We start from the raw sequence: 22,105 nt of genomic DNA on the forward strand, positions 1-22,105 counted from the left end.
AGAATGGGTTCCAGGCCCGGCACGCCGCCGGGTGACCCAAATCGGTTATCCCTTATCGAGACAATGACCATGACTTCGACCGCCATCACCCCGGACACCCCCTCCTCCAAAGGCACCGCCCTGATCACGGGGGCATCCGCCGGCATCGGCGCCGTGTACGCCGACCGCCTGGCCAAACGCGGCTACGACCTCATCCTCGTCGCCCGCAACGCCGCCCGCCTCAGCGCGCTGGCCAATCGACTCACCACCGAGACCGGACGCTCGGTCAGCACCATCGCGGCCGATCTCAACCGCAAGGAAGATCTGGCCAGCATCGAGGCCGTCCTGCGTCAGGATCCGAACATCACCATGCTCGTGAACAACGCCGGCGTCGGCTCCGTCGCCTCCGTGCTCGCCAACGACGTGGACGATATGGAAGCGATGATCGGCCTGAACATCACCGCCCTCACCCGCCTGACCTATGCCATCGCGCCGGTCTTCGCGGCAAAGGGCGCCGGCACGATCGTCAATATCAGCTCGGTGGTCGGCATTGCCGTGGAAATGCTCAACGGCGTCTACAGCGCTTCCAAGTCCTACGTCCTGAGCTTTGGCCACACGCTGCAGCGCGATCTCGCCGACAAGGGCGTGCGCATCCAGACCGTACTGCCGGCAGCCACGGCTACCGAATTCTGGGATGTCGCCGGCTACGCGAAACAGAAAGAGGCTGCCAGCACGATGACCGCCGACGACCTCGTGGATGCGGCGCTGAGCGGCCTCGATCTGGGCGAACTCGTGACCATCCCGACGCTGCAGGACGACGCGGACTGGACGTCGTGGGAAGCCTATCGCCGTGCGCTGGCGCCGAAGTTCGCCAACGCCAGGCCCGCGCCCCGCTACGCCGTTGCGGCAGCCAAAGCCTGAACCCGGCCAACGCGCTGGCGCAAGCTGGCGCGGAAGTCGATACGGTGGCAAGCTTCCATGGCAACGTCATGGGGCAGCTTGACGCCTTATCGCCATGGATTCGAATCATCGGAGGAGACATGCCCTACCTGCAGCTGGACGTCAACGACCATTACTCGACCGAACAGAAAAAACGACTCGCGGCACGCATGAGCGAGACCTATGCGGCCATGATGTCGGTGGATATCCGCCGCATCTCGGTGGCCATTCGCGAGCTTGGCGAAGGGGGCGTATGGCGCATTCCCGAAGTCGGGCAGGAGCCGACGCCCGTCGCGCTCATGATGCTCGACATCCGGAAAGGCCGTCCGCCCGAACTTCGTATGGAAGTCGCCAAGGCACTCTGTGCGCACTGCATCGAGATTCTGGGCCTGCGTGAGGACCGACTCAATGTCGAATTCACCCAGCATTCCGGGGACGAGATGTACCACCCGACGCTGGGCGGCTATAGCCCCGACTGGCAGCCTGGCGAGGCGTGAGCCTTACCCCGCGCGCGCTCACCGACGCCGATATACGGTGTTCCCCTTTATTGGCCATCCTTGGGCGCGTATTGCATCTCGCCCCTGCCGAACGACCAGTCCTCGCGGGCAACGTCGATGAGGTTGATCCAGACGTCGTCGATACGCATGCCCGTCTTCGCGGCGATGCCCTCGGCCACGGCCTTGTAGAAGGCCTTTTTTACGTCGGTGCTCCGGCCCGCATTCCACGTGATCTGGATAAACACGATATTCGGCGTGTAGCTGACACCGAGATAGCCTTCCTGCGGGTAGATCAGTTCATCCTCGGCATGGCGCGTCACGATCTGAAACTTGTCGTGGGCGGGAACGTTGGCGACGGACGTCATGGCGTCGTAGATCACGTTGCCGATGGCGCGCACGGTGTCGGCGGATGCGGTTTTGGCGATGTTGATGCGGGCGAGAGGCATGATGGCTCCGGGATGATGAAAGTCACCGTACAGGTGGAGGTGAAACAGTAGGCCGGGCCATACGATTCCTCAAGCGAATGTTTTTCATCTTTAGTATGCTGATGGCGCATGACTAAAATCGATGCCATATGCTTGAAGAACTGAAGGCCTTTATCGCCGTCGTCGATCACACCTCGCTCACCAGGGCGGCGGAGAAGCTCTACCTCACGCAGTCCGCCGTCTCGCGCCGCGTCCAGCAGCTGGAAGACTTGCTGGGGACGACGCTGCTCGACCGGTCGAGCCGGCCACCGAGCGTCACCGCCGTGGGGCAGCGCGTCTATCAGTCCGGCGCCGCGATCCTGCGGGACCTCGACCGCCTGATGCGCATTACCAAAGATGACGAGGAGCCCAGCGGCACGTTCCGAATCGGCCTGCCGCAGGTCATTGCGGACGTTGCATTGTTCGAGATCGCAAGGCGCCTGAAGACGAGCTTCCCCCGGCTCGAACTGCGGTGCCGCACCGAATGGAGCGCAACGCTGCAGCAGGCAATCGCCGCCGGCGATCTCGATGCCGCGATACTGATGCTGCCGATCGGGACCATGCCGTTAGACGGCATGGAGGCCGAGCACATCGCGAGGTTCGACGTATTGATCGTGCAGAGCAAGGCCACGCCGCTCGTGACCAGCCCCGCGCGCATCGCCGAGCTCGCCGACCACGAGTGGATCCTGAATCCGCAGGGGTGTGGCTATCGTGCATTGCTGCAAGGCGCGATGGAGGGCGTGGGCAAACAGCTGCGCCTTGGCGTCGACGTCCATGGGACCGAGACACAGCTGCATCTGGTCGCGGCCGGCATGGGCCTGGGACTGGCACCGCGCAGCCTGCTCTCGGCCAGCAGCCATTTGCCGGCGCTGTCCGTCGTGGATGCCATCGACATCTCGCTCGTTTTCGACCTGTGGCTGGCGCATGCGAGAACGCTCGGCAATCTCGCGAAAGCGCTCGGCGTCCTTCATCAAGCGCTCGTCGATCCCGTGCAGCCGGCCTAGATTGCAAACTTGGCACGATCCGGATGGCATTCGCACGCCGGGTTCGTATCGCAACGTATCCCGCCGCCCTGCTCTGGCCACATGGGCCGCGAAATCGCTTACCGTTGTTCCGCTCCGGCCGAATCGGAGCGTATCGCCGCTTTCTCGGGACAATGGACAAGCCGCTTCTGACGTTGACTTACGACCAGCTCGATCAATGGATCGAGTCGTTACAACCCGCATTGCTTGCGGAATCGTTTACAGCAAGCATCGGCATTCTTCGCGGCGGTGCGCCGCTGGCGCTGATGGTGTCGCACGCCATTGGCGTGCCGGTGGCGTTCGTCGGCTATGAGCGTCAGGCACGCAAGGTCTCGTGGCAGTCGGCCACACCGATGCCACCGCCGGGCTCGAAGGTCCTGCTCTGCGAGGATATCGCCGGCCGGGGCTTTACGCTGGCCGACAGCAAGGCGTTTCTCGAGAGGCACGGTCTTGTCGTCAGGACATTGACGGGCGCGTTCGATGACATCAGCCGCCTCCGGCCGGACTATGCCAACGACGCACGGGGCTACTTTACGATCTTCCCGTGGGAGCGACAGGCTTATACCGCGGGATATCGCGCGGACTGGGAACGCATGGCATCAGGCGCGGCGGACAGGATGGCGGAAGACCACGAATACGCGGCCTATGCCATCGACCTCGACGGCATTCTGCTCCCCGACGTGCCGCTATCGCGCTACGACGACCTCGCTTCGGCATTGCGCGAGCGCGACGCCCTGCTTCCCTTCGAGGTGCTGCCCACCCGCCGCCTGAAGAACGTGCGGGCCGTGATCACGGGGCGTCCCGACATCGACCGGGACCGCACCGAAGCATGGCTGCGCCGGCACGGTTTCGACCATCTGGACCTCGTCATGCGACCCCGCGATCAGGACGACAGCCCCGCCAGCACCGCCGCGTACAAGGCCGCCGCCGCGCGCCGCTGCGGCGTGACGCACTTTATCGAAAGCGATCCGGTGCAGGCGCTGCTGATTGCAAAAGAGGAACCTCTTTTGCGCGTGGTCTGGTGGGACGCCGCAAACCGAAGCGGCATGCTGATCAATACCGTCGGATGGAACGCCACGGCCGTCCCTGCTTGATTACAGCGTCCAGCCCCCATCGATGGTCACGCTCGTACCTGTGACATAGCGCGCGTCGTCGCCCGCCAGATACGACACCAGTCCCGCGATTTCCGAGGGCTGGCCGACGCGCTTCATCGGGCTGATGCCCTTCAGGGCGTCGATGGCACCGGCATTCATATCGGTATCCGTCGGGCCCGGCTGGACATTGTTGACGGTGATCCCACGCGGCGCGAGGTCGAGCGCAATACCTTTGACCATGCCGGCCACGGCGGTCTTGGTCATCTGGTAGACGCTGGAGCCGGCGAAACCACGGGTGTGAATCGCGACATTGCTGCCGATGGTAATGACGCGCGCGCCATCGGCGAGGTGCGGCACCGTTGCCTGAATCGAGAGGAATACCCCGCGCACGTTCACGTCGAGCATCTGGTCGAGCTCTTCCAGCTTGACCGCATCGATCGCACCGACGCGGAGCAGTCCGGCATTGACCACCACGACGCTCAGTGTGCCGACCTGCGCCACCGCTTTCGCGACCGCATCGCGAATCTCGGTCGGGTCGGCACTGTCGGCGCGGATGGCAAACGCTTCGCCACCGTCCGCGGAAACGCGATCCACCAGGGCCTGCGCCTTGTCCGCGCTCGACATGTAGGTGAACGCCACCACGTATCCATCCTTCGCGAGGCGGGCGACAGTCGCCGCACCGATGCCGCGCGAGCCGCCGAACACGAGAGCGGCCTTGCGTGCCGCGGAAGTTGTCTGTTGCATTGTTTGCTCCTTTATTGACTATTCAGTCCAAAATAAACCAAAAAAAACGGCCACATCGCGGGGTGCGTGCCGATGCGTGCCGATGCGTTTTATGCCGCCGCCAGCCGGCCGACCACGAAGTCGGCAAGCTTGTGGAGATCCCCAACGCTGGCCCCCGCGCGCGCCGCGACCTGAAAGCCGGTCATCGTCGTCTGCACGAAGGCCGCGCCTTCGACGGGATCGACGTCTGGATCGATCTCGCCGCTGCGTTGCCCCTCTCGAATCCGTTCCGCGATATGCGCGCCGAGCGTCTGGGAAATCTTCTGCGCCAGCTGGCGCAGCACCGCCTCGCTCGTGCCGAACTCGCCCACCGCGCTGACGCCCAGGCAGCCGAGCCCGCGCAGCGCATCGTCCGCGGGTGCCAGTCCCCGCAGCAGTTCCCGAATGCCATCGAGCGGCGACGCCGGACCGTTCAGGCGCGTGAGATGCGCGCCCAGCATGTTCTGCTGGTAGGTCTGCAAGACCTCCAGATACAGCTTCCACTTGTCGCCGAACGCGTTGTACATGCTCTGCCGGCCGATACCCATGGCCTTGAGCAGCTCGTCCGTGGACGTCGCGGCAAAGCCTTTCTGCCGGAACAGGGTCATGGCGCTGGTCAGCGCGGCATCGCGATCGAATTCTCTTGGTCTCACCATGGAGGCAAGACTATACGTTGTAGACTGATTAGTCAAGAACGTTGAACTCGCGGGTCTCGGGCGAGCCGGGCATATCGGGCGCAGCGGACAAGCTCCTCCGCGTAAGGCGCGACGACCAGCACCAGGATGGCGACAAGCAAACCGGCGATCTCCGCGGCGGGTAAAGGTACCGCTTTCAATGCGAGCGAGTAATCGGGCGTTGCGGGTCCGGCTCCGAACAGTGCGAGGAACTGCTCCCAATGCACGCTGGCAATCAGCGCCACCGCGGCCAGCGGCAGGACTTCGAGCAGGCTGTGCATGTGCTGCTCGATCGGCCGGATGGTGCGGTGATTCGTGGCGTAGGCCACATCGATCCAGGCCGTGACGGCGTGAACGGCTGCGCCGGCGAGCATCGCGGCGAAGACCATGGCGTTGATTTCCAGAAAGAGCGCCATCAGCACCGGAATGCCGACCTCGATCATCATTGCGCTATGCATGGCCGACTCGCGCAGCCCGGCATTGCGTTCGATCGCGGTCCGCCGATGGCACCACCAGTCACCGAGGCCGGCCAGTATCCACAACGGCACGAGTCCGTACATCAGGATCGTGCGGACGGCGTCGACCATGGGTGCTCCTTCGCTGCGTTATCCGTCGTCTCTGGCACGCGCGGCCGGCACGACTTCCGCCCACATCTCGCGGGCCGTGGCGCGCAGCACGGCCCGGCTCTGCGAGTCTCGGCTGACCATCGCCTTCAGATAGTTGCGGACCGCCTCCGCCGGCATATGCGGCGGAACCGGCGGCACAGCCGGATCGGTGAGCACGTCGAGCACGACGGGCCGTTTGGCCGCCAGCGCATGCTCCCACACGGGGCCCAGCGCATCCGGCGTTTCCACGCGGATGCCTTCGAGCCCCAGCATTCGCGCGTAGGCCGCGTAATCGAACGGCGGCACCGTTTGCGACGTGTCGAAGCGCCGGTCGCCGGCGAGGGAGCGCTCCTCCCACGTGACCATGTTCAGATCGCCGTTGTTGAGCACGAGCACGATCAGCCTCGGGTCGGACCACTCGCGCCAGTAGGCCGCGACCGTGATGAGTTCGTTGATGCCGTTCATCTGCATGGCGCCGTCCCCTTCCAGCGCGAGCGCCGGACGATCGGGGAAGCAGAACTTCGCGGCAATCGCGTAAGGCAACGCCGGTGCCATGGTCGCGAGGCCACCGGACAACGAACCCTTCATCCCTCGCTGCATGCGGATATCGCGCGCATACCAGGTGGCGGCCGTGCCCGAATCCGCGCAGAGGATGGCATTCGCGGGCAGACGCGACGACAGTTCCCAGAACACCCGTTGCGGGTTGATCGGTACCGCATCGTCGAGCGCGCGCTTCTCCAGCACGCGCCACCAACGCTCGGTATTGGCTTCGACTTCCTCGCGCCAGGCGAAGTCGGTACGGATGTCCAGCAGCGGCAACAGCGCGGCGAGCGTCTCTTTTGCATCGCCGACCATCGGCACTTCCATCGGATACCGCATGCTCAGCTTGCGGCCATCGAGGTCGATCTGCACGCCGCGCGCCTGGCCCTCCTGAGGCAGGAATTCCGAGTACGGGAACGAAGAGCCGACCATCAGCAACGTATCGCACTCGCTCATCAGCTGCCAGCTGGCACGTGTCCCGAGCAGGCCGATACTGCCCGTGACATAAGGCAGGTCATCGGGCAAGACCGCCTTGCCGAGCAGCGCCTTGGCGACGCCCGCGCCAAGCCGCTCCGCCACGGCGATCACTTCGTCGGTGGCGCCGAGCGCGCCCGCCCCGACGAGCATCGCGACCTTCTTGCCGCCGTTGAGCACGGCCGCGGCGCGCGCGAGCGTCTCGGCATCGGGCACCACGCGCGGCTTGACGTAGCCGACGCCGCTATGCACGGTGCCATGCTCTGCCGGCGGCGTGGGTACGGCGTCCATCTCCTGCACATCGTTCGGCAGGATCACACAGGTGACGGTACGCTGGTCGAGTGCAATACGTAGCGCCCGATCGACGAGATGCCGGACCTGCCCCGGCGTCACGGCCATCTGCACATATTCGTGCGCGACATCCTTGAACAGCGACAGCAGGTCGACTTCCTGCTGATAATCGCCGCCCAGCGCGGCAAGGCGCTGTTGCCCGATCAGGCAAACCACGGGCTGGTGATCGGCCTTGGCGTCGTAGAGTCCATTGAGCAGGTGGATCGCGCCGGGCCCCGACGTGGCCATGCAGACGCCGACCTCCCCGGAAAATTTGGCGTGCGCGCAAGCCATCATGGCCGCGCTTTCCTCGTGACGCACCTGAATCAGCCTCGGCCCGTCTTTCCGCGCCCGGTCGAGCGCGCCGAGCATGCCGTTGATCCCATCGCCGGGATAGCCATAGATGCGTCCGATGCCCCAGGCACGCAGCCGCTCGAGAATGAAATCTGCCACGGTGGCCATGTGGAACCCCTCAGAAAAGCCGTCAGCGATGCGGAGATTGGTAGCGTGCGCGGGCGCTCTTTACACGCAGGGGGTAAAGATTGCCCGTCTCCGCCGCCGGCGGCCCGGCAGGGGAAGCGTCGCGGCGGCTCACCAACCGGATGCCGAACATCGGTGCGAAATGCATGCCATGTCCGGCCTGCGCTTCCGCCGCGTCGTGTAGACGCGTGCGTGGGGCGGGGCCTATGTGGCGGCCCAGCCGTGCACCTCGAGCACCGCATCGGCAAACGCTTCCGGCGCCTCCTGCGGCAGGTTGTGACCCGCGTTCTCGACCAGGCGGCGCTGATGGCGCCCCGTGAAGCGGCTCAGGTTGGCCTGATTGTTGGCCTGATCGTTGGCCTGATTGCCCGCGGGTGGCATGACGCCGTCGGCGCCACCGTCCATCGTGATCGCGGGTACCGTGATCGATGGGCTGGCCGCGAGGCGGCGCTCGATGTCGTCGTAGCGCGGGTCGCCTTCCACGAGGCCGAAGCGGTGACGGTAGGAATGCACGACGACGTCGACGAAATCGGGATTGTTGAACGACGCGGCCGAGCGCGCGAAGGTGTCTTCCGCGAAATGCCACGTGGGCGACCACAGGGACCAGAGCAGACGGCAGAACTCGCGCCGGTTCTCGCCGAGTCCGGCACGGCCCCGTTCGCCGTGGAGGTAGTACTGATACCAGAGCCGGTACTCCTGCTCCGGCTTCAGCGGCTGCATGGCGGTGGCCAGATGCTGGATGTTGTAGCCGTTGACCGAAACCAGCCCCTGCACGCGCGACGGATAGAGCGCCGCCACGATGCACGCCGCGCGGCCGCCCCAGTCGTATCCGCCCAGACAGGCCCGATCGATCCGCAATCCATCGAGCAGCGCAAGCAGGTCGGCGCCCAGCGCCGCCTGTTGGCCGGAACGTGGGGTGTCCGCCGAGAGGAAGCGCGTGGGGCCGTATCCGCGCAGGTATGGCCGGATGACTCTCGCGCCCTGACGCGTGAGGCGCGGCACCACATCGTCGTACGTGTGGATGTCGTACGGGAACCCATGTAGCAAGACGACCGGCCATCCGCCCGCATCGCCCTGTTCGTCATAAGCGATATCCAGCAGATCGGTTTGGATATGTCTGAGCATGACGCCTCCTGCTCGCGCGGCCCTCAGCCATGCATCGGGCACTGGTTGAAGCGCTCACGGAAGTCGGCGGAGGCCTCGTACACGTGCTTGCGCACGCGCATGATACCGCCGAGCGGGCGGTGCGCGGCCAGGCCATGCCACGGATTGAACGACATGCAGTCGTCGATCGCCGTGACGCGCGACTCGGCCCACGTATCCTGCGGCTGCGCGCGAATGCGTGCCACGGTCAGGTAGGGACTGGTGTCCTCATCCCACTCGACCGACGCATCCTCGATGGGCATCGCCTCCGCGCTGGTGGCCAGCTGCACGCGGACTTCCCATTCCGCGCCCTGCCGCGCGAAGAATGCGTGAACGGCCTCGCGCAAGGCGTCGGGATGATCGCGCAACGCGATGCGCGCATCGGCCAGCGCCGCAATCTCCGGAGACACCGGTGTCAGGCTGAGCTTTGCGTAATACGGGCCGTACAGCACCGGCACGCAGGTATAGAACGTTTCGCCGAGGATATGCGTGGGCGGATGGCCGCCCAGGCTTTTCAGCGTCGCGCTTTCGCCGCCGACCGCTTCGATCGCATGCTCGACGCCGCGCAGCATTGCCGAGAGCGCCTTTTTCGCGCGCGGTGCGCGGTCCGTCGTCTTGGCCAGCAGACTCAGGTTCGCGAGCAGCTTCGCCGGGGTCGCGGCGGAAAAAGCCGGTGCATTCACCATGACGAAGTTCTGCGTCGCCCTGCCCTCGCTGCCCGGCAACCGCTCACCGGACACATCGCTGACCTTGATGGCCAGTCCGCGCGGGGTCGAGACGCTGTCGTCGAGAATATCGCCGGGATTCGTGGAGAGCCGCATGACCACCGGATACAGGCCGGGCTTTGCAAACAGGCCGTGCGCGAGTTCGGGCGGCAGGCCCTCGAGGATCTCGATCTCGCCATCGAGCACGCCATGGCATTTCGCATGCACGCTGCGCACGGCGTACCCGTAGTCACGCGCGGTCGTCTGCTGGATCTCGTGCAGCACCTCCATCAGCTTGATCACCGTCGTAGCCTCGTCCTCCGGCACCTGTTCGAAGCTGGGGTCGAAGGGAAGCGGGCGGATGGGAAACGGGGCGGACATGGAGGCTCCAGGCGGAATCGGATCGTCACGGGAACGCAATCTTCATTCCAGCGGCGCGCGTTACCTGCCGCGGCGATGGCCGCCCCGCGCGCACGCAGCATTTACATCGGCCGATCGGGATTTGCCGGTACGTTTTGCTCGACCTGGCCACTGGCGCCTTCCCCTCCCCCGTTCCAGTTCGCGGAACATCCATGCGAATCCGCGCGCGTCGCCCAGAATCGTTTCAGGCCGCAATGACGGTCTGGCGATCGCTGTCTGGCGGTCCATGACAAGGAGACGACAATGACGATAACCCTGCGACGCGCGCTCGCTCGCGCACCGGCTGCTGCAGGCGCTGGTGGACGAGCGTTATGTCGTGCGGGTGCCGCCGGCCAGCTACACCGTGTCCATCAAGCTGTGGGAACTGGGATCGGCGGCTCTCTGGAGCTTCGACCTGCGGCGGCATGCCGACGCGCTGATGGAAGCGCTGATGCAATCCACGGGCGAGTCGGTGCACCTCTCCGTACTGGACGGACGCGAGGTCGTGTACGTCCACAAGGTGGAATGCCCGAACCCGATTCGCGCGTATAGCCAGATCGGCGGGCGCGCGCAGGCGCATTGCGTGGCGACGGGCAAGGCCATGCTGGCGTTTCGCAATCCGCAGTGGTTCGCCGAGATCGCGCATGACCTCACCGCCGCCACGCCGCGCACGATTACCGACCCCGACGGATTCCAGCAGGAAATGCAGCGCGTGCGCCGCGCGGGCTATGCGATCAACCGCGGGGAATGGCGCCCTGGCGTGAACGGCCTGGCGGCCCCCATCTTCGACGGCACCGGCGCCGTCATCGCCGCCATCGGTATCTCGGGGCCCGATACGCGGCTGCGCATGGCACGGTTGCGGGACCTGACGACGCCGGTGCGCGAAGCCGCGGAGCAACTCTCGACGGAGCTCGGCGAAATCGGCCCCCACGCGTCGTTGATGCGCGTCACCAACCATTGGGGCGCGCTGGGGTAATCGACGTAAGCCGTCGTGTCACCAGTCATGTTTGCAAATAAGAACAATTCTCGATATCATCCGTCGCTCAGCACCGCCCCGGGTTCACGGCCATGTCGACCACCATTCGCGTTCTGTACGAGGACAACCATGACTGGCTCTGCCAGTGGTTGCGTCGTCGGCTCGATTGCAGCGAAGAGGCGCTCGACCTGGCCCAGGACACCTTTCTGCGCCTGCTGCGCAAGCCCGACGACGTGCCCGGGATCAAGGAGCCGCGCGCGTTCCTGACGACCGTGGCGCGTGGGCTGCTCAACGACCACTGGCGGCGGCGTTCGCTCGAACAGGCGTGGCTGGAGGCCCTTGCGGCCTTGCCCGTCGAAGTCGCCATCTCCCCCGAGAATCTCGTGTCGATGCAGCAGGAGTTGCAGCAGCTGGACGCCATGCTTGCCACGCTCGCGCCGCAGGCACGCGAAGTCTTCGTGCTGTCGCAGCTGGAAGGCCTGACCTACGTGCAGATTGCCGAGCGCACCCGGCTCAGCGACCGGACCGTCAAGCGGTACATGGCGCAGGGCTTCGAGCTCTGCCTGACGCTCCTCCACTGATTGCCGCGGTACCGACCTGCCGTGTCCCCCTCCGATTCCTCTCCCGCGCTGGATCCCGCCATCATTCGCGAAGCGGCGAACTGGCTCGTGCGGCTGCATTCCGGCGAGGCAGGCCCCGCGGAGCTCGAAGCGTTCGAGCGCTGGCGCCGGACCGGGCCCGATCACGAACGGGCCTGGGAGCGCGCCGAGCGGCTCAGCGCCAAGTTCGGCGCGGTGTCGCCCGCGCTGGGCGTGCCCGTGCTGACGCGTCGCGATGCCACCCACCGCGCATCCAACCGCCGCGCGGTCCTGAAAACGCTGGCCGTGCTCGGCGTGCTGGCACCGGCCGGCTGGCTTGGCGCCCGCCTGTGGGCAGACGAAGCAGGCGACGTCTATCACGCCGCCGTGGGCGAGCATCGGCGCATCGCGCTTGCCGATCGCAGCGTCGTCCAGCTGAACACCGCGACCCACCTCGCCGTGCACTACGCCGACGACGCTCGGGTCCTGCATTTGCGGCAGGGCGAGATCTATATCGAGACGGCTCCGGACTTCCGCAGCCCCGCACGCCCGTTCCTCGTCGATACGCGGCAAGGGCGCCTGCGGGCGCTGGGGACGCGCTTTACGGTCAGGGCACTGGCGACCGGCGGCCAACCGGTGACCGCGCTGACCGTCCTCGAGCATCGTGTCGAGATCTCGCTCAAGGCCACGGGCGAACGCCGGATCGTCGGGGCGGGCGAGACGGCCCGCTTCTCCGACCGCGCGTTCGAGTCGGTGGAACGGACAAGCCCCGATGCCGGCCCGACGGCGCCGGTGTCTGCCGACGCGCCCGGCTGGACGCGGGGCATGCTGCAGGCGGACGACATGCGGCTGGACGCGTTCGTCGCCGAACTGTCGCGCTATCGCAGCGGCATCGTGCGCTGCGATCCGGAAGTGGCCGGGATCAAGGTGTCTGGCGTCTTCATGCTCGGGGACACCGACCATATCCTCGACATCATCGGGCAGACACTGCCGGTGCGCGTGGTCCGGCGGACCGGTTACTGGGTGACCGTGACAGCTGCTTCCTGAGGATTTTTTTCCTTTTTTGTTCGACGCCGTGTCCCCTTTTGCTGTCGTCGTTCGGCATATGGGGCATTGACGAAGGACATGAAGAGGAAACGAAGTGGTGCCGTCGGAATTTGAAGTCATCGAGAACACTGCCGGGCGCAAAACCGCCTGTCGCAACACTGCCGGTCGCAACACTGCCCGCCGTTTTGCCCTGACCGCCATCGCGGCCTGCATCACCGCCGGCGCCGCCACGCACGCGCCGCGTGCCCACGCGCAAGCCGCGGTACAGGAAGCGCGCGACTACCGGATTCCCGCCGGCCCCCTCGCCTCCGCCCTCTCCGCCTTCGCCCGCGACACCGGCGTCACGGTCGCGTTTCGCCCCGAAGATACGGCCGGCCTGACGACCGGGGGGCTGCAGGGCCGGTACACGGCGACGGAAGGCCTGACCGCGTTGCTGGCGGGTACGCGCCTGCGCGCGGTGCCGCAGGCGCGCGAAGGGTTTGTGATTCAGGGAAGCCCCTCATCCGCACCGTCAGCGGCAGCCACGCGCGCGCAGGTCGACATCGACAACGATCCGCTGCAGAACGCGCCCACGCTCGAAGCGATCACCGTCAGCGGCGACTGGCTCGGCACCGGGCTGGAGAACAGCGTCCAGACCTTCGGCGGCGCGCGGACGCTGGTCAAGCGGGACGAGATCCAGAACAGCGGCGCCACGAATATCGGCGACGTCCTGCGGCGCATTCCGGGCGTCCAGATCAGCGGCAGCACGAGCGCCACCGGCGCCTCGGTGGGCCTGCACGTGGGCATTCGCGGCCTGAATCCGCGCAATTCGTTCCGCTCGACGATGCTGATCGACGGCATTCCGCTGGCCATGGCGCCATATGGCCAGCCTAACCTCGTGATGTCGCCCGTCAGTTCGGGCAATCTGGATTCCATCGACGTGGTGCGCGGCGGCGGCGCGGTGCGCTACGGCCCGCAGAACGTCGGCGGCATCATCAACTTCAAGACGCGCGCGGTGCCGACCACACCGGGCCTGACCGCGGACGGTTCGCTGCGCTACAACGCCTATGGCCATGGCGGCACGAACCGGCAGTACAGCGCGTTTGCCGGCACGCAGACGGACTACGGCCTGGGCGTCGCGGTGCTGTATTCGGGTCTCGATGGCCAGCAATGGCGCGATGGCAGCCACGACAACTACAACGACCTCGCCGTGAAGTGGCGCTATGAGATCAGCCCGACGTCCGAGGTCTACGGCAAGTTCTCGCACTACGACGTCAAGTCGATGACGCCGGGCGGCCTGACCGTGGCCCAGTATCGGCAGAACCCGTTCCAGAACACGCATCCGACGGACTCGTGGCGCGGCGACCGCAATCAGGTCGATATCGGCTATGTGAATTCAATCTCGGACACGCAGGAGTTCGAGATCCGCAGCTACTATTACGAGAGTTCGCGCAAGAGTTCGCTGATCAATCCGGCGCAGGGCCGCAACGATTTTCAGCCGCGCGACAATCAGGTGGTGGGCGTGGAGCCGCGCTATACGCAGCGCCTGCAATGGGGCCCGACCACGCACGACGTGACGATCGGCTATCGGTATATCCACGAGTCGGGTACCGACACGCGCTATGCCACGTCGCTGACCACGGGCAATCAGATCGGCGTCTCGCAGATCTTCGACAACGGCACGAACGCGCACTCCATCTACCTCGATGACCGCATCGCGTATGACCGCTGGCGCATCACGCCCGGTATCCGCTACGAGAAGATCAACAGCGACCGGCAGCCGAGCGGCACCACCGACGACACGCCGTTCCACGTCGGCAACAGCCGCGCGCTGCCCTCGCTGAACGTCTCGTACCTCGTCAGCGACAAGTTCACGCTCTATACCTCGTACAGCACGTCGTTTGGCGCGGTCCAGTACACGCAGCTGAACTCGATGTCCGCGACGAATCCGCTGAAGCCCGAAGTGGCCAAGACCGTCGAGATCGGGGGCCGCTACAACGGCGATCAGCTGCATTCCGAACTGACGCTGTTCGATCTGCGCTTCGACAACCAGATTCTGTCGATTCCCGGCACGAATCCGGCCGTGTTCCGCAACCTCGGCGCGACGAACCACAATGGCGTGGAGTTCGCCGTCGACTACGACTTCGACCGGTCGGGCTTTCTGGCGGGCCTGAATCTCTACGCCAACTACACGTATGTGCGCGCGATCCAGAAGTCCGGGGAGTTCGATGGCAACGACGTGCCCTTCTACTCGCGGCAGACGGCGACGTGGGGGGGACGCTATACGCGCCAGAGCTGGACACTCAACGTGTTTGCCACGGTGCAGAGCAGCCAGTACTCGGACACCGCCAACACCGTGCAGGAATCGGCGGACGCGCTCAATGGCCGCGTGCCGGGGTTCAGTGTGTGGAACGCGCAGGTGAGCTACAAGATTCCGGGCCGCAAGAACAGCGACCTCGCGTTTGGCGTGAACAACCTGTTCGATCACCGCTACCACACGCGTAACGTCGATACCAATGGCGGCCGGATGGTCGGCGCGCCGCGGATGTTCTACGTGCAGGCGCGGCTCGCGTACTGATCAGGCCCGCGACACCTGCTGCCGGCGCTGCAGCCGCATGGCACTGAAACCGCAGCCCAGCAGCGCGGTGCCCCCGCCGATCCACAGTGCCATGACCGGGCCGCCCGCCGCCCATGTGTGAAAGCACTGCGCCACGAGCGCGGCGCCGATGGTTTGTCCCATCAACCGCGAGATGGCCACGATACCGCTCGCGCCGCCGCTGCGGCCCGGCGGCGCATTGCCCATGATCGCGCGCATATTGGGCGCCTGAAACAGCCCGAACCCCATGCCGCAGATGGCCAGCCGCAGCGCGATATCCGCTTCCGACGCGTGAACGGGCACCAGCGCCAGCGACCACATGCCGGCCGCGAGTACGGCGAGGCCCGCGCTGCAGAGTACCCCCGGCGAGAAGCGCCCGCCGTCGCTCAGCGGCGCGACGAGCGCCGCCATGATCGCCACGACGAGCGGCCATGCGGCGAGGACGAACCCCGTGCGAACCACGGTGATGCCGAGCGTGCCCTGCAGGAAGAACGGCAGCGACACCAGCGCGAGCGATTGCGTGGCGAAGGCGCAGACCGACGTCAGCGACGAGAAGCCGATCGACCGCATCGCCAGCAGATCCACGGCCAGAATCGGCGCGGGATGCCCGCGTTGCAGGCGTAGCAGCGAAAGCAGCAGCACACCTGCCGCCGCAACGAACAGCCATGCGAGGACCGGCGCGCCGCCATTCTCCACGAGGCAAAGCCCGAGCGTCAGCAGCCCCAGGAACGCCGTGCAGAGCATGGCCGGCGCCGCTTCGAAACGGTGCCCAGCCTGCACGCCGCCTGGCAGATAGCGCCACGCCAGCGCAATGGTCGGGATCGCGAGCGGCACGTTGATCAGGAACAGCCAGTGCCAGCTGGCGACGGACAGCACCGCCGATGCGACCACAGGCCCAAGCGTAAAGCCGATGGCGACGACCAGCGCATGCGCGCCCAGCCCCCGGCCCAGCATATGCGGCGGATAGATGTGCCGGACCACCGCCGCCGCCACGCTCGACATGGCTGCGGCACCCACGCCTTGCAACGCGCGCCCGAGTATCAGCACCCACAACGCCGGTGCGCCACCGCAAATGGCGGACGCGATGGCGAACAGCGCGACACCGCCCGCAAACACGGTCTTGTACCCGACGCGCTCGCCCAGCGAGGCAAACGGCAGCAGCATCGCGATCATCGCGATCTGGTAGGCGTTGGCGACCCAGATGATCGTGGCATCGCTGGCGCGGAGGCTTTCGGCGATCTGCGGAAGCGCGGTATTGGCGACGGTCGTATCCAGCGAGGCCAGGATCGATGCGCACATCAGCGCGGCCATGGCGATACGTCGTGCGCGGGCGGGAATCGGGGGGTCTTGTGGCGTCATGATGCGTCGATCATCCCGCCGGAGTAATATCTACGTCCAATATTGTTTTGACGATGATTGATACATCGCAGGTATCATGGATCTGCGCCGACTCCGCTATTTCGTCGTTCTGGCCGAGACGCTTCACTTCAGCCGCGCCGCGGCGCGGCTCAATATCGCCCAGCCGCCGCTGAGCCACCAGATCAAGGTGCTCGAGGAAGAGCTGGATGCGAAGCTGTTCGAGCGCAGCAACCGGCGCGTCGAGCTGACGCCCGCCGGCAAGGCGCTGCTGCCCGAAGCGCTCGCGCTGCTTGCGCAAGCCGACCGCGCTAGCGGCATCGCGGCCAGCGTGCAGCGTGGCGAGCTCGGCGAATTGCGTGTGGGCTTTACCAGCGGTGCGGCGCTCACGGACGTCATTCCGCGCCTCATCCTTGCCTTCCGGCAGCGGCGCCCCGGCGTGCGCGTGCGCATCGAGGAGATGACCACGCAGGCGCAGCTGGTGGCGATGCTCGAGCGGCGGATCGATATCGCATTTATCCGGAGCGCGCAGGCGCCCGACCTGCCGCCGACGCTCGGTGCCATGCGACTGTTCGAGGACGCGCTGGTCGTAGCGCTGCCGCCGAAGCATCCGCTTTCGGCCGGCAGCGGCCCGCTGTCCGTGAGCGCGCTGGCCAACGAGGAATTCGTGATATTCCCCCCCGAGAGCGGCACTGGCGTGTTCGAGCAGATCGTCTGGCTCTGCCGCCTGTCGGGCTTTGCGCCCCGCGTGGTGCAGGAAGCGCTGACCGCCGTCACCATCGTGGGCCTCGTCGCGGCGGGCCTCGGCATCGCATTGGTACCCGCGTCGTTCAGGCGCGTCGCGGTGACGGGCGTGTCCTATCGCCGGCTGCGCAACAAGGAAGCGAAGTCGGCGATGTGGATGGTCTTTCGGACCGGGACCGTATCGGAGCAGGAGCGGGCGTTCCGGGAACTCGCGGGGGCCTGATTGCCCGTCGGCGCCTCAGAAGAAGTGCCGTACCCCGACGCGCACCACCACCTGATCGGGACCCGATGCGACGTTCGCCGCGCCGGCCACGTACGCGGCGTCCAGCACGCTGTCCGTCTTGTCGCCGCTCACGTGCTGATACACGGTCTGCAGATACACGTCCGTGCGCCTGGAGAAGATATAGTCCGCCATCAGGCCGACCGAGTGATAGACCGGATGCTTCTCGCCCGACGTGGCATCGACCGTCGCGCGCGTGTAGGCGTACATGGCGCCGAACCAGTATGAACGGGTCGGCTGGTACTTGATGTTGGCCTCGACGTTCTGGAAGCGCAGTGCCGCGAGCGTGCCCGCGGCCGGCGCGATATCGCCGACATATGCGGAACCGCGCGGGTCGGCCACATCGGTTTGCGCGTACGAGACGCCGATCTGGAACTTGCCGATCTCGTAGGCCCCACCCGCGCCCCAGATCCTGAGCTTGCTGCCCGCGAGATTCTGGTCCGCGCCGTTGTCGAGCGCGCCATAGGATGTCGCCGATGGGCTGTCCGCCTGCAGGTACGCGGCGGCCAGCGTCAGGCCACCGGTCGCATACTGCGCGCCGCCGCTGAACACGCGGTTGTTCGAGAACTTCGCGTCCTCGCTGAGCCCGACCATGCCGCCGAACTTGAGGCCGCCCAGCGCCGGGCTTGTGTACTTCACCGCGTTGTTGACGCGGAACGTGTTGATGAGGTTGTCGTTGTCGTACGGGTGCGCGAACATGTAGCCGCCCCACGTACCGCCGGCCGTCGTTTGCGCGAGATAGTCCACCACCGAGTCGTACTGCCGCCCGAGCGTGACCGCGCCCCAGCGCGCGTCGTTCACGCCGACGAATGCCTGACGGCCGAACAATGCGCCGCCCTGGTACGCGCGGCCGTTGTCGACGTCGAAGCCATTCTCGAGCTGGAACAGCGCCTGCGTGCCGCCGCCCAGATCCTCGGTGCCCTTGAGGCCCCAGCGGCTGCCATGCGGGAACCCGCTGGCCATGGCCACCTGGCTGTGGCCGCCGACGTTGCTGGTGTAGTTGATGCCTTCATCGATCACGCCATAGAGCGTGACACCACTCTGCGCCGAGGCAGACGTCGTGGCAGTGAAAAGCGCTGCCATGCACAGCCATCGTGTGCGTGTGTCTCTCTCGGTAATCATGGGAACTTCCTGATCGGGGTACATGGCCCCGGCGCGGACTGCAGGTCGTCTGGCTCGAACGTGTCGATGTCAGTGCGGCAGCGCGGCCGACAATGCGGCCGATGGCACCGGGATGAAGCGCGGCACGCGGGTCACCGCCGCCACGTTTCCGCGCGGGATGCCGGCATTGCGCGCCGCTTGACCGAAGCCCACTATCCGCGCGGTTTGCGCGGGGGTTCACGCCGTTGACGGCTCAGTGGCGCGCCGGGCGTGAACAGGAACTTCGTCCCGCGGCAAGGGTGCCGCGAGAATGCAAAAGAGCTGCACAAGGCAGCCCCGAAGGTGAGGGAGTATACCAAAGAGGCACGGAACAGCCCCATCATGTGCCCAGATGACTCGCAAGATAATCGATCAGCGCCCGTACCTTCGAAGGCAAAAAACGGTTGGGCGGATAGAGCAGCCACACCGGGCCCATATACGCGCGTGCCTCGAACGTCCAGTCGTCGAGCACCTGCACGAGCTGGCCATCGCGCAACGCATCGGCCATCGCAAAATCCGGCAGGGCGGCTATGCCGATGTCGTGCAGCGCCGCATCGAGCCGCGCGCTGACGTCGTTGGCGATATAACGCCCTTTCACCTCCACCGACTGCGTCTCGGTTCCGCGCCGGAAGGTCCATCGATTGTCGTCCACGGTTTCGCCGAGGAACAGGCATTCGTGATGCCGCAGATCCTGCGGCGCGGACGGTGTGCCCCGCGCCGCGAGATAGGCCGGCGATGCGCATAGCAGCCAGCGCGCGACGCCGAGTTGCCGCGCGGCCAGGCCCAGCGGCGGCGTATCCGTCAATCGGATCACGAGGTCCACGTCCTCCCGTAACGGATCGATCTCGCGGTCCACGAACATCAGTTGCACGTCGATCTCCGGCCAGCGGCGCAGAAACCCGGGCAGCAGCGGATGAATGACCGACCTTGCATACGAGATCGGCGCGCTGAGGCTCACCCTGCCCTGCGGCGCGCTCACGAGATTGCCCGCGACATCCACCGCGCCGGACGCCGCGCCGAGCATGTCGCGGCAATGGCGATACACCTGCGCGCCCGCGTCCGTCAGCCGCACGCTGCGCGTGGAGCGCTCGAGTAGTCGCATGCCAAGCGCTTGCTCCAGCCGCTTGATTTGCCGGCTGATCGTCGATGGCGTGCTGCCGAGCTGCCTGGCGGCCTCGGAAAAGTTACCGGCTTCGACGACGCGGGCGAACGTGGCCATATCGGGGAGCAACGCAAAAAACTCGCTGGGATGCATGATGGGGCGCTTTATTTGTGCATCGGGAGCATAGATGCTTTTCCGAATGACCCGATTATATTTCTCCGCGCAATACCCCACAATCCGGGCGTTCGATCGTCAAGCCGAGGCCCGCCATGTCCGCCCCCAACCGTCTGCTCTGGATTTCCGACCTGATGCTGCTCGCCGTCGCCGTGGTCTGGGGTACCAGCTATGGCGTCGCCAAAATCGCGCTCGCGTTCTATCCCGTGCTGGGATTGCTGGCGCTGCGGTTCGGCATCACGTTTATCGTGCTGTCGCCGGCGTTGCGCGCGCTGCGGGGCGTGACCCCTTCCACGATCGCGGGCGCGATCCTGTGCGGCGTCCTGCTGCTGGGCATCTTTCTGGCGGAGACCTATGGCGTGGCCAACACGCACGCCTCGAATGCCGCGTTCCTGATCAGCCTGTGCGTCGTGCTGACGCCGCTCGTCGAATGGGCGATGCTGCGCCGGCGGCCCACCGCGATGGACTGGATCGCCGTGGCACTGTCGCTCGCCGGGGCCGCGATGGTCACCGGCGGCGTGCTCGTGCCGACCGGCGGCGATGCGCTGATCCTGCTCGCGGCCATGCTCCGCGCCATCGTGGTCTGCGTGACCAAGCGCGTGATGCGCGATTCGACGCTCGCGCCATTGACGGTCACCGCGATCCAGGCCGGCACGGTGGCCCTCGGCAGTCTCGTCGTCGCACTGGCGATCGTCCGGCAACCGTTGCCACCGCTGCCCGCGTTTGCTGGCCATGGCGCGTTCTGGCTCGCCATCGCCTATCTGGTCATTGCCTGCACGCTGTTCGCGTTCTTCGCGCAGAACTATGCGGTCAAGCGCAGCAGCCCGACGCGCGTGGCGCTGCTGATGGGCGGCGAACCGGCGTTCGGCGCGTTGTTCGCCTACCTCTGGCTCGGCGAGCAGTTGTCGGGCTGGGCATGGTGCGGCGGCGGGCTGATGGTGCTCGCCTCGTTGCTGGCCACGGTGCAATGGCCGGCCCCGGCTAACGCTTCGACGGCTAGTGCGTCGAAGGCTAGTGCGTCAAAGGCTAATGCGTCAACACATCGACCGCGCCAGGCGTGACCATCTCGATAAAGGCGCGCATATACCCGCGGATGAAATGGTCGCCGCGCAGGCTGAAATGCGCCTGCGACGGCGGAAACACATCGCCCATGTCGATGATCGCCAGATCCGTATCGCGCGCGGGATCCACAGCCACGCGCTGCACGATCGCCACGCCGAGCCCCGCCGCCACATAGGCCTTGATGACATTGACGTCGGTCGCGCGCACCACCACGCGCGGTTCCAGCCCCTGCCGCTGGAACGCGCGCTGCACGACCCATCCCGAGTTGAACGATTCGTCGTACGTCACGAGCGGATACTGCGCGATGTCCTCGATCTTCACGCGTCGCCTGCGCAGCAGCGGATGGCCGAGCGGCACGATCAGGCAGCGTGAGAACGCATAGGCCTCGGCGGTAACCAGCCCCTCCGGCGTCGCGCGCGGCAGCGTCGAGAGTCCCAGATCGACGGCGCCCTCGATGACCCATCGCACGATCTCGCCCGGCGGCCCCTGCATGACCTCGAGGTTCACGGCCGGGTACTCGGCCGTGAAGCGCCGCACGACATCGAGCAGCGCATAGCGCGCGTGGATATGCGTGGTGCCCACGCGCAGCGTGCCGCTGTTGGCCTCGCGATCCGCCTGCGCCAGCGTGGTCATGGCCTGCGTGTCGTTGAGCACGCGACGGGACAGCACCGCCGCCTCCCTGCCCCCATCGGTCAGCCCCACGAGACGGTTCCCGCGCCGCACGAACAGATCGACCCCCAGTTCCATCTCGAGCGAGCGAATGAGCTTGCTCACGGCCGGCTGCGTCGTATGCAGGGCCTCTGCCGCGCGCGACACGCTGAGCTGATGGTTCAGCACCGCCTGCAGGCAGCGCAATTGCTGCAACGTCATATCATGCCTTTTTGGTAATGATTGTCTACAAACATGTCATTTTACAGAATGATCGGGGATGGCCAGAATGGCTCGCATCGATAACGATCTCCGCC

The 22,105-nt window shown here is 66.0% G+C and carries 21 protein-coding genes; 10 read left to right on the forward strand and 11 right to left on the reverse strand.

Annotated elements, in window-relative coordinates:
• Positions 1-69: 69 nt before the first annotated feature.
• Both FOB72_RS06765 and FOB72_RS06770 read left to right on the forward strand, forming a co-directional pair.
• Positions 70-900: an SDR family NAD(P)-dependent oxidoreductase gene (locus FOB72_RS06765; RefSeq protein WP_150371823.1), complete on the forward strand. Its 831-nt coding sequence runs from the start codon at positions 70-72 to the stop codon at positions 898-900.
• 119 nt (positions 901-1,019) lie between these two features.
• Entirely contained in the window at positions 1,020-1,415 is a 396-nt protein-coding gene (locus tag FOB72_RS06770) for a tautomerase family protein (RefSeq protein WP_150371824.1), read from the forward strand.
• Positions 1,416-1,462: 47 nt separating this feature from the next.
• Here FOB72_RS06770 and FOB72_RS06775 read toward each other — a convergent pair whose 3' ends face one another.
• Positions 1,463-1,861, reverse strand: coding sequence for a tautomerase family protein (locus tag FOB72_RS06775; RefSeq protein WP_150371825.1), 399 nt, complete (start codon positions 1,859-1,861; stop codon positions 1,463-1,465).
• A gap of 128 nt (positions 1,862-1,989) precedes the next feature.
• On the opposite strand from FOB72_RS06775, the gene FOB72_RS06780 reads away from it, so the two are divergent.
• On the forward strand, positions 1,990-2,883 hold the full coding sequence (locus tag FOB72_RS06780) for a LysR family transcriptional regulator (protein ID WP_150371826.1): 894 nt from the start codon (positions 1,990-1,992) through the stop codon (positions 2,881-2,883).
• A gap of 152 nt (positions 2,884-3,035) precedes the next feature.
• Positions 3,036-3,995 (forward strand): phosphoribosyltransferase, encoded by a 960-nt coding sequence (locus tag FOB72_RS06785; RefSeq protein WP_150371827.1) that lies wholly within the window; start codon positions 3,036-3,038, stop codon positions 3,993-3,995.
• Here the strand turns inward: FOB72_RS06785 and FOB72_RS06790 are convergent, their stop codons facing one another.
• The 6 genes from FOB72_RS06790 to FOB72_RS06815 form a co-directional block, all read right to left on the reverse strand.
• Positions 3,996-4,739: an SDR family oxidoreductase gene (locus FOB72_RS06790; RefSeq protein WP_150371828.1), complete on the reverse strand. Its 744-nt coding sequence runs from the start codon at positions 4,737-4,739 to the stop codon at positions 3,996-3,998.
• A gap of 89 nt (positions 4,740-4,828) precedes the next feature.
• The gene (locus FOB72_RS06795; RefSeq protein WP_150371829.1) at positions 4,829-5,413 is read right to left on the reverse strand and encodes a TetR/AcrR family transcriptional regulator; all 585 of its coding nucleotides are present in this window, start codon (positions 5,411-5,413) and stop codon (positions 4,829-4,831) included.
• Between the two features lie 32 nt (positions 5,414-5,445).
• Positions 5,446-6,018: a diguanylate cyclase gene (locus FOB72_RS06800; protein WP_150371830.1), complete on the reverse strand. Its 573-nt coding sequence runs from the start codon at positions 6,016-6,018 to the stop codon at positions 5,446-5,448.
• An 18-nt stretch (positions 6,019-6,036) separates the two neighbouring features.
• A complete protein-coding gene (locus tag FOB72_RS06805; RefSeq protein ID WP_150371831.1) occupies positions 6,037-7,842 on the reverse strand; it encodes a thiamine pyrophosphate-requiring protein in 1,806 nt (601 codons plus the stop codon).
• A 222-nt stretch (positions 7,843-8,064) separates the two neighbouring features.
• Positions 8,065-8,985: an alpha/beta fold hydrolase gene (locus FOB72_RS06810; RefSeq protein ID WP_150371832.1), complete on the reverse strand. Its 921-nt coding sequence runs from the start codon at positions 8,983-8,985 to the stop codon at positions 8,065-8,067.
• A gap of 23 nt (positions 8,986-9,008) precedes the next feature.
• Positions 9,009-10,088 (reverse strand): catalase family protein, encoded by a 1,080-nt coding sequence (locus FOB72_RS06815; RefSeq protein ID WP_150371833.1) that lies wholly within the window; start codon positions 10,086-10,088, stop codon positions 9,009-9,011.
• Positions 10,089-10,425: 337 nt separating this feature from the next.
• Here FOB72_RS06815 and FOB72_RS06820 point away from each other — a divergent pair, with 337 nt between their 5' ends.
• The 4 genes from FOB72_RS06820 to FOB72_RS06835 all read left to right on the forward strand — a co-directional run bounded on the left by FOB72_RS06820 (position 10,426) and on the right by FOB72_RS06835 (position 15,264).
• Complete coding sequence (locus FOB72_RS06820) at positions 10,426-11,082, forward strand: IclR family transcriptional regulator (RefSeq protein WP_150371834.1); 657 nt, start codon at positions 10,426-10,428, stop codon at positions 11,080-11,082.
• A 92-nt stretch (positions 11,083-11,174) separates the two neighbouring features.
• A complete protein-coding gene (locus tag FOB72_RS06825) occupies positions 11,175-11,663 on the forward strand; it encodes a sigma-70 family RNA polymerase sigma factor (protein WP_150371835.1) in 489 nt (162 codons plus the stop codon).
• Between the two features lie 21 nt (positions 11,664-11,684).
• Positions 11,685-12,707 carry a DUF4880 domain-containing protein gene (locus FOB72_RS06830; RefSeq protein WP_150371836.1) on the forward strand — a complete coding sequence of 341 codons (1,023 nt, stop codon included), beginning with the start codon at positions 11,685-11,687 and terminating at the stop codon, positions 12,705-12,707.
• Positions 12,708-12,897: 190 nt separating this feature from the next.
• Positions 12,898-15,264 (forward strand): TonB-dependent siderophore receptor, encoded by a 2,367-nt coding sequence (locus FOB72_RS06835; RefSeq protein ID WP_150373776.1) that lies wholly within the window; start codon positions 12,898-12,900, stop codon positions 15,262-15,264.
• Here FOB72_RS06835 and FOB72_RS06840 read toward each other — a convergent pair whose 3' ends face one another.
• On the reverse strand, positions 15,265-16,641 hold the full coding sequence (locus FOB72_RS06840; protein WP_150371837.1) for an MFS transporter: 1,377 nt from the start codon (positions 16,639-16,641) through the stop codon (positions 15,265-15,267).
• A gap of 76 nt (positions 16,642-16,717) precedes the next feature.
• On the opposite strand from FOB72_RS06840, the gene FOB72_RS06845 reads away from it, so the two are divergent.
• Positions 16,718-17,605: a LysR family transcriptional regulator gene (locus tag FOB72_RS06845; protein ID WP_150371838.1), complete on the forward strand. Its 888-nt coding sequence runs from the start codon at positions 16,718-16,720 to the stop codon at positions 17,603-17,605.
• A gap of 15 nt (positions 17,606-17,620) precedes the next feature.
• On the opposite strand, the gene FOB72_RS06850 is transcribed toward FOB72_RS06845, so the two are convergent.
• Together FOB72_RS06850 and FOB72_RS06855 are read right to left on the reverse strand one after the other, a co-directional pair.
• Positions 17,621-18,745 carry a porin gene (locus FOB72_RS06850; RefSeq protein ID WP_150371839.1) on the reverse strand — a complete coding sequence of 375 codons (1,125 nt, stop codon included), beginning with the start codon at positions 18,743-18,745 and terminating at the stop codon, positions 17,621-17,623.
• 397 nt (positions 18,746-19,142) lie between these two features.
• Positions 19,143-20,057, reverse strand: a complete 915-nt coding sequence (locus tag FOB72_RS06855) for a LysR family transcriptional regulator (RefSeq protein WP_150371840.1) — start codon at positions 20,055-20,057, stop codon at positions 19,143-19,145.
• A 116-nt stretch (positions 20,058-20,173) separates the two neighbouring features.
• On the opposite strand from FOB72_RS06855, the gene FOB72_RS06860 reads away from it, so the two are divergent.
• Entirely contained in the window at positions 20,174-21,139 is a 966-nt protein-coding gene (locus tag FOB72_RS06860) for a DMT family transporter (protein ID WP_150371841.1), read from the forward strand.
• Here the strand turns inward: FOB72_RS06860 and FOB72_RS06865 are convergent.
• Positions 21,105-22,010, reverse strand: a complete 906-nt coding sequence (locus FOB72_RS06865) for a LysR substrate-binding domain-containing protein (protein WP_150371842.1) — start codon at positions 22,008-22,010, stop codon at positions 21,105-21,107. The two genes, FOB72_RS06860 and FOB72_RS06865, sit on opposite strands and share 35 nt — an antisense overlap.
• Positions 22,011-22,105 lie beyond the last annotated feature (95 nt).

This window comes from Cupriavidus pauculus (genome assembly GCF_008693385.1).
GTDB classification, from domain to species: domain Bacteria; phylum Pseudomonadota; class Gammaproteobacteria; order Burkholderiales; family Burkholderiaceae; genus Cupriavidus; species Cupriavidus pauculus_D.